The organism is Thalassotalea sp. ND16A (assembly GCF_000764205.1).
In the GTDB taxonomy this organism is placed as follows: domain Bacteria; phylum Pseudomonadota; class Gammaproteobacteria; order Enterobacterales; family Alteromonadaceae; genus Thalassotalea_A.
In genome coordinates, this window is record NZ_JQDZ01000007.1 from 1 (window position 1) to 13,242 (window position 13,242).

The following is a 13,242-nucleotide window of genomic DNA, read 5'->3' on the forward strand; positions in this document are numbered from 1 at the left end:
TATATACCCTTCACCATTCAAAGTGCAGGATTTCAGTGGGAATTAAAAGTGATTTAGGCAAGGTATTAAATTTAGAGAATGGTTATTCCATTGTTAAAATTCATAGCGCTGCATAAATCACTTTTAAACCCATCGAAGAAGCGTTTGAGCAATCCCACTTCTTCGTTGCATCTATTTGTAAGGGAATAACCATTACTGTATAGATGCGCCTTGGATTGGAATCGCTCAAGCGCTCTGAAACCGGCATCTTGAATGGTGACGGGTATATCTATCTGGAACAATAAAAACTGTGAAAAAGGGATTTACAACACCGTTATTGATTTCTATCGCGATTCATATGCTGATTTTGGCAGCTGTTTTGTTTGCCCCGTTGCAAGACCCTAAACGACCGATAACCCAAAAAACTTCCACACCAATAACAAGCTATGTTTACCAGAGCCCACCAGCAGCAAAAAACGAGGTGACGATTGATGCTGAAATTCAGTCTCAAAAGAAACCGGAAGCCGTTGCAGAGTTACCAAAGCAGCAAGAATCAACACAAGTCATTGAAGATAACGATGTAAGTGAACGAGTAAAGAACAGTGAAATTAAAACGCCTAAAGCAATTACTTCCGATGTAACGCCGCAATCAACAAATCAGATAAATACCATTGAGCCGGCAAAGCCGCAAGCCAAAGCGGCATTTAACCCCTATAAAAGCCGTAGCAATTTTGGTGAAAAGCTAAAGCAACAGGTACTTGCCGATTTTAATCAACAACAACTCAATGGTCGTGGTTTTTCTGCCATGCAAAAGTTACCTGAGCCGGTGAGTCCCAGTGTTTATCATAAAACCGAGTTGCAGTTAAACAATGAGGCGACCACTCAAATCGGCAATGAAACCTTTGTAAAACGCAATGGTACCTGTATGCAAACTACCGACTTAAGCAACATCGATGAGAATTTGGGCAGTGTCACCTCGTTTAGTGATTGTGGCGAAACCGATGATGAAAAGTATTTTCGGGAATTTATGAACAAGAAAATGAAAAAAAAAGGTCGCTAGTGCGACCTTTTTAAGAGGTCGAATGAATTCGACCTTACAATCTGTTGTTATGCAACAGATTGTGCAATCACAACTTCTTTCGCTTTCTTAGTGTAACTGTCCATTTTGTGGAAGTTTAAGTAGCGGTAGGTATCGGCTGCTGTGGCATCGATTTTACTTGCGTATTCAAAGTACTCAGCAACTGTTGGCAAGTGACCAACGATAGCACCAACAGCGGCTAATTCAGCAGACGTTAAGTATACGTTAGCACCATTACCTAAACGGTTCGGGAAGTTACGCGTTGAGGTTGAAAGTACAGTCGACTTTTCTGCAACACGTGCCTGGTTACCCATACATAATGAACAACCTGGAGTTTCAATACGAACACCGGCTTTACCGTAAGTGAAGTAGTAACCTTCTTCAGTAAGTTGGTCACGGTCCATTTTCGTTGGCGGAGCAACCCACATACGAGTATTCAGTACGCCACCAAAATCTTCTAATAACTTACCAGCGGCACGGAAGTGGCCGATGTTAGTCATACAAGAACCGATGAAAACTTCATCGACGTTGGCGCCAGCAACTTCTGATAATAATTTCGCATCATCAGGGTCGTTTGGACAACAAACGATTGGCTCTTTGATGTCAGCTAAATCGATTTCAATCACGTGTGCGTATTCTGCATCCGCGTCACCTTCCATTAATGAAGGGTTTGCCAACCACTCTTGCATGCCCAGGATACGACGTTCGATGGTACGTACGTCACCGTAACCTTCACTGATCATCCACTTAAGCATAACGATGTTAGACTCAAGGTATTCAGCAACTGCATCTTCTTCAAGCTTGATTGAACAACCAGCCGCAGAACGCTCAGCAGAAGCATCAGACAATTCGAACGCTTGCTCAACCGTAAGACCTTTAAGACCTTCAATCTCTAGTACGCGACCAGAGAATTCGTTGATCTTACCGGCTTTCTCAACCGTTAATAAACCTTGCTTGATACCGTAGTATGGGATGGCATGAACAAGATCACGTAAGGTGATACCAGGTTGCATTTCACCTTTAAAACGAACAAGTACAGATTCTGGCATATCAAGTGGCATAACACCCGTTGCCGCGGCAAAAGCAACCAAACCAGAACCGGCCGGGAAAGAAATACCTAATGGGAAGCGCGTATGAGAATCACCACCAGTACCAACAGTATCTGGTAATAACATGCGGTTTAACCAAGAGTGGATTACACCGTCACCTGGACGAAGTGATACACCGCCACGGTTCATGATGAAATCAGGTAAGGTGTGATGAGTGTTTACATCAACCGGTTTTGGATACGCTGAAGTGTGACAGAAAGACTGCATCGTTAAGTCGGCAGAGAAACCTAAACAGGCTAAATCTTTTAACTCATCACGCGTCATTGGACCGGTAGTATCTTGCGAACCAACAGTCGTCATTTTCGGCTCACAGTATTGGCCAGGACGGATACCGTCAACGCCACAGGCTTTACCAACCATTTTTTGTGCTAACGAGTAGCCTTTACCGGTATCGGCAACGTCTACTGGCTTGTTGAATAATTCAGTTTCGCCTAAACCTAATGCTTCACGAGCACGGCCAGTTAAACCACGACCGATGATTAGAGGAATACGACCACCGGCACGAACTTCGTCCAATAATACCGGGCTAAGCTCGAACGTAGAAATAACTTCATCAGTACCACTGCGCTTAACTACGCCTTCGTACGGGAAGATATCGATAACATCGCCCATGTTCATCGCTTGTACGTCTAATTCAATTGGTAATGCGCCAGAATCTTCCATAGTGTTGTAGAAGATAGGAGCGATTTTACCGCCTAAACATACACCACCACCACGTTTGTTAGGAATATATGGGATATCATCACCCATAAACCATAACACCGAGTTGGTAGCAGACTTACGTGAAGAACCGGTACCAACAACATCACCAACGTATGCTAATGGGATACCGTCTTTTTGCAGGTCTTCAATTTGGCTAATTGGACCAACAACACCTTCTTCATCTGGCGTAATACCATCACGACCAATTTTGATCATCGCTTTTGCGTGTAATGGGATATCAGGACGAGACCATGCATCTGGTGCTGGCGATAAGTCATCGGTGTTAGTTTCACCAGTCACTTTAAAAACTTTAACGGTAATTTTCTCAGCAACTTTATCACGGTTGGTGAACCATTCGCCGTTTGCCCAAGATTGCATTACCGCTTGCGCTTGCGCGTTGCCCGCTTCTGCTTTTTCTTTTACGTCATAGAAGGCATCAAACATTAATAATGTTTTAGATAGACCAGCGGCGGCGGTTGCACCTAGCTTGTCACACTCTAATAAGTCGATCATTGGTTGAATGTTATAACCACCTAACATGGTACCAAGTAACTCAGTCGCACGTTCAGTGGATAAAATTGGTGAGCTTACTTCACCTTTAGTGATAGCAGCTAAGAAACCGGCTTTTACGTAGGCTGCATCATCAACACCTGGAGGCACACGATTTACTAATAGGTCTAGTAATACTTCTTCTTCGCCTGCTGGTGGATTTTTAACTAATTCAACTAATTGAGCTACTTGCTCAGCATCTAAAGGCTTAGGAACAATCCCTTCAGCCGCACGCTCTTCTACGTGTTTGCGATAATCTTGAAGCACGGTGCTTTCCTCATCTATGGATACAGAATAAACCCTACGATAAACGTACTGTTTCTGTATTTTGGGTTAATTTTTGTCGCCGAGGATTATACTTGATCACGGTTTAAAACTGAATAACATTACGAATGTTGCGGGTTATATTTACTATAAATGATATTTATAGTGGTATTTTTTAATAAAATATAAATGCAAAAAATTCACTGCTAAAGTGGCCCGCCTTACCAAGCTAATTATCTGCAAATTAAAGATAATCTATTGAATTGAATAATAAAGATAACATTTTTTGTAAATAGACTAGCATTAATAGAGGAAAATATTTTAACGCGATACGAGATATAGTGATGAAGAAAATGACTCGCAACGATAATTTTATCTATCTAACCTGTTCGTTGGTATTGTTATTGTTGGGTACAGCATTGGCACAGCAGTTTTTTGACGCATCGGCACAACGATTAGTGCAATCGGCTACTGTGATCACCTTGTTGGTTGCCGTGTGGGGCGCAGGAGATGAGGGTTTTCTGTTTCGCAAGAGCTTTATCTTTCCGATTGCCATTATTGCCACCTCGCTGTTCAGTTACTATCTTGATAATTTAGATCTTAATTACCCGCACTTATTTTTAATGTTGGTTTTTTTTGTGATCACCGCCAAACAAACCGCTCGGCAAGTGCTGTTTACCGGTGAAATAGATGGCAATAAAATACTGGGGGCAATTTGTCTGTTTATCCTGATCGGATTAATCTGGTCATTACTGTTTACCTTAATTCATTTAGCATCGACACAAGCGTTCAACGGCATTTCGGATAGCCACCTGTGGTATGAGGTACTGCCTGATTTTATTTATTTTTCTTTTGTCACCTTAACCACGCTTGGCTTTGGTGATATCTCGCCAACCATGCCTATCACCCGTTTCCTGGTGTATTTTGAGGCCATGACCGGGCAATTTTACATTGCCATTTTAGTCGCCAGTCTGGTGGGTTCCAGGATGACGACAAGCCAAAACAAACAGCATAAAACCATTAATGATGGAGATAACCATGAGTAAAAATTTAACCAACGCAGACGATAAATTATTTTCTGCCAGGATGATTGATGCGGCAATAAAAATAATCGCCATTATACTGTTAGGCTCCTGGTGTATTGATATTTTAAAGCCATTTATCATGCCGATGGCGTGGGGCGCTATTTTAGCGATAGCGCTGTTCCCGTTTTATAAAAAGCTGGTGGCATGGTGTGGTAATAGAAAAGGCTTAGCTGCCGGCATATTTGCCATTATTGGCATTTCCATATTAGTGATCCCAACCTATAAGTTTTCAGCGTCAACGATTGACTCGGTCAGCCAGATTTCTACGGGGTTAGAAGAAGGTACGCTGAACATCCCGGAACCCGCGGAAAGCGTGAAGGAATGGCCATTAATTGGTGAAAAAATCTATCCTGCATGGTTAGCCGCATCCGATAACCTTGAAGGGTTTGCCAACAAGTATTCTGAACAAATTAAAGACGTCGTATCGAAAATATTAGCGATAGCGGCCAGTGCTGGCGGGGTAATACTGCAATTTATTTTCTCGGTGATTATAGCAGCAATGTTTATGGCAAAATCAGAGACTTGCTCTCGCGGTTGCCAGATATTTTTTACCCGTTTAATGGGCGACAAAGGAAAACCTGCGGTTGCAAATTCTGTGGCAACCATTCGTAGTGTTGCCGCCGGCATCTTAGGCATTGCCTTTACCCAAGCGGTATTGTCCGGCATAGGGTTAGTGGTAGCAGATATTCCAGCAGCAGGCTTATGGGTGTTGTTAGTGTTGCTGGTGGCCATCATCCAGCTGCCGCCAATCATTATCTTAGGGCCTATTGCCGCCTATTATTTCTCAGTCGCTGAGACCACCCCGGCGGTGATTTTTTTGGTATACAGCATCATCGTCAGTAGTAGTGATGCGGTATTAAAACCGCTATTTCTCGGCAGAGGTACCGATATACCTATGTTGGTAATTTTACTCGGTGCTATTGGCGGCATGATTGTCTCTGGCATTATTGGCTTATTTACCGGTGCGGTAATTTTAGCATTAGGCTATCAATTGATGATCATGTGGCTGGAGCAAACTGCTGACTCTCAAGCAGAAAATCCGGCAGAAGAAACGAGCCAAGAGTAACAAAGGAAAATAGCAAGATGACCGACAAGATCACCAATGAAGCTACGCGTGCTGACACGACAAATACAGAAGTAGAAAATGATAACAAGCCGGATTTTGCTCAACGATTAAGTAAGATCATTTTAATTTTAGCGGCATTGTATTTTCTTTGGTATGTGATTGGTGATCGCTTAACCCCAATTTCGGATCAAGGGCGAGTTCGTGCATTTGTCATCCCTATTGTGCCGCAGGTTTCAGGACAAATATCAAAAATTTATATTGGCGGAGATAAACGAGTTAAAGAAGGCGATATTTTATTTGAAATTGATGGCAGAGATTATAATTTAAAAGTGGAAGACGCCCAGGCCAAGCTTGAAATGGCTGGCCAGGATGTGGGTGCCAGTACTGCCGCTGTTGCCGCGGCAAAAGCCAGGCTAGATAAAGCAGAAGCCGATTTGGTGACCAAAGAAATGAATGCCAGTCGCATTTTTGCAATGGAAAAAGAGGGCATTATATCGGGCTCCGACGCAGACCGGACACGAGGGGTTATTACTCAGGCTGAACTGGAAATCATTAATGCGAAAGCGGCTTATGAAGAAGCCCAGCAAAAACTGGGCAAAGCCGGTCAGGGTAACCCTAAAATTCAAGCGGCATTAGTCGAGTTATCGAAAGCCAAACTAGACCTGGAACGTACCAAAGTGAGAGCGCCAAGTGATGGCGTGATCTCCTATGCCAAAGTCAATGTCGGTTATTATGCCGCCAAGGGCCAACAAATAATGAGCTTTATCTCCACCCAGTATGTTTGGGTAGAAGCCGCGTTTAAAGAGAACAGTTTAGGCAACCTGAAAAAAGATGACAGTGTTGACATCATTTTAGACTCTGCCCCAGGCGAAGTATTCTCCGGTTCGGTAATTTCAATTGGCTTTGGTGTTAGTTTCGATAAAAGCAAGCCTGGAGAACTACCCACCCCGGAAAACCCCACAGGTTGGATGAAAGACCCGCAACGCTTTACCGTGATCCTGAAATTTGACAATTATGACCATAAAAAGTTATTGCGTGAAGGCGGGCAGGCGGATGTTATTGCTTACACCGGTAGCCACTTCATCTTTAATAGCCTGGGCAAACTTTGGGTGTGGGTAAATACTTACCTATCCTATGTTTTTTAACTTATGCTTGTTAACCTCAAGTCGCAAAGTGCCAATACTATTAGAGCCATTCGCTTAACGGTTGGCCTGACATTTTGCATTGCCATTGCTTTCGGTTTTAATTGGCCATTATCTTTTATTGCGCCGGTTTTCACGGCGAAGTTTTTGGGCACTAAAAAGCCTAAAATGCCGTTTAAAGTGTTAGTGGCAATATTGCTCGTTGGTGTTGTTGCTTTTTGTAGCGGTATATTAATCACCAGTATGTTTCTGCCCTACCCCGGGGTGTTTATTCTGATCACCACCTTGTTGATCTTTTTAGTCTCCTATTGGAGCCACTCCGGTGGCAATGAATTTGTCATTACCATGTTATTGATTGGTTTTACGTTAGTGCCGATGCTCGCTCTTGTGCATGTGGAAGTGGCAAATGTTGTGGTAACTGGCTTTTTGTTCTCATTTTTTATCGCGTTATTAACCACCATGTTAATGCACGAAGTCATTCCCGACAATGCCGGGGATGTGGATGGACAACAACCGGCGGAGTTAAAGGCCGAATTAAAGCCAGAATTAAAGCCGGTAGAAACTCGTTTTCAACTGGCGGTATTAAGCACCATTATCATCATGCCGGTATTAGTCTTCTTTTTATATTTTGGCCTGACGAGCTCTTTGCTGATCTTGATCTTTGTCGCCATTTTGGCGCAAAAGCCCGATTTACTGGTGGGTTTAAAGGGCAGTAAAGCCCTGCTTGTGGGTAATTCTCTCGGTGGCCTGTTCGCCATCATTGCCTATAGCTTATTAGTGATAGTGCCGGATTTTGTCTTTCTTATTCTGCTGTTTGCCAGCATCAATATTTATTTTGCCAAATTAACGTTTTCTGAACGCCCCCTTGCGCCAATTTATGCCATGGCACACTCGACCATCATCATACTGATTGCTGCCGGTAGCTTGAGCGATGGCGGCGCAGGAGAAAAATTTTACATCCGAATTTTACAAATAGCCGCTGCTTGCGCCTACATTATTTTTACCACCTATTTAGCCACGCCATTTTTAAAGCGTATCGAAAACTCTAATCTTTAAATTACAGGCTTTAAGCCCGCCATGGTAATTCTCCCTGAATTAAGAAAGTCTGTGGAGACTGGGCTGATACACGATCAGGGTTCTATTTATTATTTCCCTTTATATTACATACGGTTATGCTATTTTGTGTAATTTGACATTTCACTCAGCTTCATTATTATTGATTCAGCACCGAGCGAGAACTTCCGCTAGAGCGATATCCTGTCGTTGATGAGTTAAACAAAAGTAGCAACTTATAGCTCATTCAATATGAATGTGTGTAAGATGGAAGAATCCCGTCTTTCACATTCGGTGAAAGAATTAGAGCAGCGTTCTTATTGAAGTTCATTAACTAAATGAGATGGCTTTTTATTTTATTCCGATAGGAAGGTACAGCCCGTGTTTAATCACAGTTTTTATCTTTTTAATAAAAGGTATATGTTTTTGTAGTCTTGGCGAAAACTGCAATATTTAAGGATTAATTTATGCTGGCAGCAATATTTAGCCCTTTAATGGGCGTTGGCTGAAAAAATAATTGGTGGAAGATCAAATGAGCAAGAGTAGTGTCAAATTAGGAATCTTATCTGTAATTATTTTTATTGCTTGCATTTTGATATCTCAAAGAACAACTACCTTTCATGAAGCCCGTCAACCATTATATTTACCAAATGGTTTTATCCCTCACAGAATAGCTCACGCAGGGGGTGGTATAAATAACAGAACTTACACAAACTCTATTGATGCCCTAAACAGCAATATAAATAAAGGTTTTCAATATTTTGAAATTGATTTCTCGTTTACAAAAGATGATAGATTAGTTTGTCTCCATGATTGGAAACTTAGCTTTAAGCGCTCTTTTGGATTTGAAACACTTGAAAAAGTAACAATGGAGGAATTTAATTACCTAGTAAAAAATAGTTCTGAATTTAATATATGTACTCTTAATAGCCTATCCGAGTGGATGAAAATGAACCCTTCTGCCACGATCATAACCGATGTAAAAGAAAATAACATTGAAGCGTTAAAGATCATATCGGATACAATCGATAATGCTAAAGCGAGAGTGATTCCGCAAATCTATAATCCAGTTAACTTTAAAAAAATTAAGGAAATGGGCTTTGATAAAATCATATGGACACTCTATAGATATCGTGGAAATAATGATGACGTATTGGACTGGACTGAGAAGTTCCCTGGCCCTTTTGCTATTACAATGCCAAAATCGAAAGCTGAATCAACTTTACCGAAAGAGCTTAAAAAAAGAAACATTCCTTCATATGTTCACACTGTAAATACAATTCAAGAAGCAGAAAAATATATTAATAGATTTGAAATTTCAGAAATTTATACGGATTTTTTGCCACTAAGCAATTGAATCTGCATGTAAGTTAGCTTTTATAGTCGGCTGAGGGTAGCGAAATCGAAATTTCTAATTTAGATATATACACTATTTGAATGCTCAAATTGGCAATTATGAGCCTATTAATCGGCGATTTACTCGATTTTTAGGGAGGCAATGGCCGTTAGGTTATCATTTCCTTCATTAACTGTTTTGGAGCAATGGTGGTCATCCTATCACGATCAAAATAAAACACACAACACACATTAACCTATTGAATTTTTCGGTTAAAAAGCATTCACCTAGTAAGCTTACAATGTAATTTATTTTTCCTTCCGCATCGATATCAATAGACAAAATAAAAAGGGACCGTATAGATCCCTAATTACTTATCAGTCCATGTCGAGACATGGCTTTTTATGCAATTTTTTTTAAGAAAAATTATTTCTTTTTCTTTTTCACTGCTTTGGCATTGGGTAAATCAGTGATTGAACCTTCAAAGATTTCAGCGGCTAAACCGATAGATTCATTTAGTGTTGGGTGAGCGTGAATGGTTAAACCAATATCTTCAGCATCGGCGCCCATTTCAACGGCTAAACAAATTTCACCTAACATTTCACCAGCATTGATACCAACGATAGCACCACCTAATACTCGGCCGGTGTCTTTCTCGAAGATCATCTTAGTTTTACCTTCAGTACGTGCTGAAGCAATGGCACGACCAGAAGCTGCCCATGGGAAGTTAGCAACTTCGATGTTCAAGCCCTGCTCTTTCGCTTCACGCTCGGTAACACCAACCCAAGCCATTTCCGGATCAGTATAAGCGATTGAAGGAATACAACGTGGGTCGAATACGTGTTTCTTACCAGCGATAACTTCAGCAGCACAATGTGCTTCGTGTACCGCTTTATGGGCAAGCATAGGTTGACCAACAACATCACCAATGGCGAAGATATGGTTAACGTTAGTACGTAATTCGTTAGTTACGTTGATGAAACCACGCTCGTCAACATTTACACCGGCTTTGTCTGCGGCAACTAAATGACCGTTTGGCTTACGGCCAACAGCAACTAAGATTTTGTCATAACGAACCTGACCTTCAGGCGCTTTCTTGCCTTCAAACGTTACGTATAAGCCGTCGTCTTTGGCTTCAACAGCAACCACTTTGGTGGATAACATGATGTTGAATTTTTTCTTGTTATAGTTATTGTAAACTTTAACAATGTCTTTATCGGCTGCAGGCACTAACTGATCAGCAAACTCGACAACAGAAACGTTTGAACCCAAAGCGCTATAGACAGTACCCATTTCTAAACCGATGATACCACCACCGAGAACAAGCATTTCCGCTGGAACGTCTGCTAACTCAAGCGCACCCGTTGAATCGATAACACGTGGGTCATCTTTTGGAATAAATGGTAAATCAACCACTGAAGAACCTGCAGCGATGATAGCATTATCGAACGTGATGTTTGTAACACCGTCGCTACCTTCAACCGCAATAGTATTGCTGCCAGTGAATTTACCGTAACCGGTAACCGTTTTCACTTTACGTGCTTTCGACATACCGGCTAAACCACCGGTTAGTTGACCAATTACGTCTTCTTTCCAACCGCGGATTTTGTCTAAATCAATTTTTGGTGCGCCAAAAGTCACACCGTGAGACGCCATAGCGGCTGCATCATCAATGACTTTAGCAACATGAAGTAGTGCTTTTGACGGGATACACCCTACGTTCAAACAAACACCACCTAAAGTAGCACGGCTCTCAACTAGTATTACGTCTAAACCAAGATCAGCAGCACGAAATGCTGCTGAATAGCCACCAGGGCCTGCGCCTAAAACAACGACTTGGGTTTTTATATCGTTACTCATGTATACCTCAAATTTTTAAAGTAGTTGGTTAACAATTTTATTATTGCTTAACCAATTTGATATCACCCCTTAATGGCATGATATATAAATTTTGTATAACAGCTAAAGAAGCTTGTTGTTAACTTTCTTTAGCCACTATTTTCGGGGGGCAAGTTTACCGTGTGTGACAAAAAATCGCCAACATTAAAATACGAAATAGATCAATATTCGACTAATTATTGTAAGTTTTCACTCACATCGGCAAAACTCACTTTACACTAGGCGATAAACGCCGGTTTTTCCACCCGAGAGTTTGCCACCAACAATACAAGACTTGTTGGTGGCACCACGCTAACTATAAAATTAGTTGGCGAATATCCGTCATTACCGACGCTAAGTGTACGGTAAAGCGTGCCGCTAGTGCGCCATCAATGACTCGATGATCGTATGACATCGATAATGGCAACATTAACTTAGGCTCAAACTCTTTGCCGTTCCACTTAGGTTTCATTTCAGATTTAGAAACCCCCAAAATAGCAACTTCTGGTGCATTGACAATTGGCGTAAACGCCGTACCGCCAATTCCACCAAGTGATGAAATGGTGAAACAACCACCTTGCATATCTTTGGCGGTAAGTTTGCCATCACGAGCTTTCATACTGATTTCTAACAGCTCTTTCGATAACTGGTGAATGCCTTTTTGATCAACATCCTTCACCACCGGTACCACTAAACCATTAGGCGTATCTACTGCCACACCAATGTTAATGTACTTTTTCATGATCAAGCTTTCGCCATCTTCACTCAAGCTTGAGTTAAATACCGGGAATTCGCGTAACGCGTCAGCGGCAGCTTTTAAAATAAACACCAATGGTGTGATTTTAAAACCAAGCTTTTTCTTTTCGGCAATCACGTTTTGTTGTTTACGGAACGCTTCAACGTTAGTGATATCGGCTTCATCAAATTGAGTAACGTGTGGAATTGTTACCCAGTTACGATGCAAAAATGGACCAGATATTTTTTGAATACGGGTTAGTGGTAGCGTTTCAATTTCGCCAAATTTAGAGAAATCGATTGGTTTCGAGCTAATAACCTGTAAACCACCGGCATCCCCTGATACTGACGAACTGGCAGTCGCTTTTGGACGCGATAATTCATATTTAACGTATGACTGCACATCTTCTTTGAGGATACGGTTTTTAATGCCGCTGCCTTTAACCAGAGTGAGATCTACGCCAAATTCGCGAGCGATACGACGAATTGACGGTGACGCATAAATATGGCCTTGGCTTTGCTTAGTGCCCGCACTTGGATGATGCGGTACCGGCGCTGCTTTTTTCTGAGCTGGCGCTGGCGCGGCAACGACTGTTTGCTCTTTTACTGGTGCAGGAGCCGCAGTGACAGCAGCCGGTGTTGCCACCGCCACGCCGCCAGCAGTTTCAAGCATAATAACTAAGCTGCCCTGGCCAACTTTATCACCAACAGCAACTTTCACCTCGACTACAGTACCAGCTTCAGGAGAGGGTACATCCATAGTAGCTTTATCAGTTTCCAGGGTGATTAACCCATCTTCGGCTTCAATAACGTCGCCAACAGCGACCAAGACTTCGATAATATCAACTTCGCCATCTTCACCAATATCCGGAACTGTTACTTCGATTACCGCACTTGCAGCAGAAGCGGCTGCAGGAGCCGCTACCGGAGCTTCAACGGCTGCAGGAGCTTCGGCGACTGGCGCTGCAACAGGCGCTGCAGTTTCAACTACTGGCGCTGCTTCCGCACTTTCGCCTGCAGCGTTAATCATTACAATTAAATCGCCTTCGTTAATTTTATCGCCAACGGCAACTTTAATTTCAGTGATAGTGCCGGCAAAGGGTGCCGGAATATCCATTGATGCTTTGTCAGTTTCAACACTTACCAATGCATCTTCAGCTTCAACCGTATCGCCAACAGCAACACAAAGCTCAATCACTTCTACTTCATCGCCACCCACATCAGGGACTAGAATTTTTTTAATATCAGACATCTGTATTTCCTTCC

At 42.1% G+C, this 13,242-nt stretch carries 9 protein-coding genes; 6 read left to right on the forward strand and 3 right to left on the reverse strand.

All coding sequences use genetic code 11. From position 1 onward, the window contains the following. The first annotated feature begins 289 nt into the window (after positions 1-289). Positions 290-1,039 carry a hypothetical protein gene (locus ND16A_RS18230; RefSeq protein WP_152593768.1) on the forward strand — a complete coding sequence of 250 codons (750 nt, stop codon included), beginning with the start codon at positions 290-292 and terminating at the stop codon, positions 1,037-1,039. A 47-nt stretch (positions 1,040-1,086) separates the two neighbouring features. Here ND16A_RS18230 and acnB read toward each other — a convergent pair whose 3' ends face one another. Beyond that, positions 1,087-3,684: a bifunctional aconitate hydratase 2/2-methylisocitrate dehydratase gene (gene acnB, locus ND16A_RS18225; RefSeq protein ID WP_033075775.1), complete on the reverse strand. Its 2,598-nt coding sequence runs from the start codon at positions 3,682-3,684 to the stop codon at positions 1,087-1,089. Positions 3,685-4,025: 341 nt separating this feature from the next. On the opposite strand from acnB, the gene ND16A_RS18220 reads away from it, so the two are divergent. The 5 genes from ND16A_RS18220 (at position 4,026) to ND16A_RS18200 (ending at position 9,384) form a co-directional block, all read left to right on the forward strand. Continuing rightward, positions 4,026-4,727, forward strand: a complete 702-nt coding sequence (locus ND16A_RS18220; protein ID WP_235281926.1) for a potassium channel family protein — start codon at positions 4,026-4,028, stop codon at positions 4,725-4,727. Further along, complete coding sequence (locus ND16A_RS18215) at positions 4,720-5,832, forward strand: AI-2E family transporter (protein ID WP_033075776.1); 1,113 nt, start codon at positions 4,720-4,722, stop codon at positions 5,830-5,832. The genes ND16A_RS18220 and ND16A_RS18215 overlap by 8 nt, the downstream gene beginning before the upstream one ends. A 17-nt stretch (positions 5,833-5,849) precedes the next feature. After that, complete coding sequence (locus tag ND16A_RS18210; RefSeq protein WP_033075777.1) at positions 5,850-6,977, forward strand: HlyD family secretion protein; 1,128 nt, start codon at positions 5,850-5,852, stop codon at positions 6,975-6,977. Between the two features lie 3 nt (positions 6,978-6,980). Further along, positions 6,981-8,030, forward strand: coding sequence for a DUF2955 domain-containing protein (locus ND16A_RS18205; RefSeq protein WP_033075778.1), 1,050 nt, complete (start codon positions 6,981-6,983; stop codon positions 8,028-8,030). A gap of 529 nt (positions 8,031-8,559) precedes the next feature. Then, the gene (locus tag ND16A_RS18200) at positions 8,560-9,384 is read left to right on the forward strand and encodes a glycerophosphodiester phosphodiesterase family protein (protein ID WP_033075779.1); all 825 of its coding nucleotides are present in this window, start codon (positions 8,560-8,562) and stop codon (positions 9,382-9,384) included. 405 nt (positions 9,385-9,789) lie between these two features. On the opposite strand, the gene lpdA is transcribed toward ND16A_RS18200, so the two are convergent. Both lpdA and aceF read right to left on the reverse strand, forming a co-directional pair. Continuing rightward, on the reverse strand, positions 9,790-11,223 hold the full coding sequence (lpdA, locus tag ND16A_RS18195; protein ID WP_033075780.1) for a dihydrolipoyl dehydrogenase: 1,434 nt from the start codon (positions 11,221-11,223) through the stop codon (positions 9,790-9,792). A 334-nt stretch (positions 11,224-11,557) separates the two neighbouring features. After that, a complete protein-coding gene (gene aceF / locus ND16A_RS18190; protein WP_033075781.1) occupies positions 11,558-13,228 on the reverse strand; it encodes a dihydrolipoyllysine-residue acetyltransferase in 1,671 nt (556 codons plus the stop codon). Between the last annotated feature and the right edge of the window lie 14 nt (positions 13,229-13,242).

Bases quoted from the DNA above. Each gene is read 5' to 3' on its own strand.
- ND16A_RS18220 (WP_235281926.1), top strand. From the start codon at position 4,026: ATGAAGAAAATGACTCGCAACGATAATTTTATCTATCTAACCTGTTCG.
- ND16A_RS18215 (WP_033075776.1), top strand. From the start codon at position 4,720: ATGAGTAAAAATTTAACCAACGCAGACGATAAATTATTTTCTGCCAGG.
- ND16A_RS18210 (WP_033075777.1), top strand. From the start codon at position 5,850: ATGACCGACAAGATCACCAATGAAGCTACGCGTGCTGACACGACAAAT.
- ND16A_RS18205 (WP_033075778.1), top strand. From the start codon at position 6,981: ATGCTTGTTAACCTCAAGTCGCAAAGTGCCAATACTATTAGAGCCATT.
- ND16A_RS18200 (WP_033075779.1), top strand. From the start codon at position 8,560: ATGAGCAAGAGTAGTGTCAAATTAGGAATCTTATCTGTAATTATTTTT.
- lpdA (WP_033075780.1), bottom strand. From the start codon at position 11,223: ATGAGTAACGATATAAAAACCCAAGTCGTTGTTTTAGGCGCAGGCCCT.
- aceF (WP_033075781.1), bottom strand. From the start codon at position 13,228: ATGTCTGATATTAAAAAAATTCTAGTCCCTGATGTGGGTGGCGATGAA.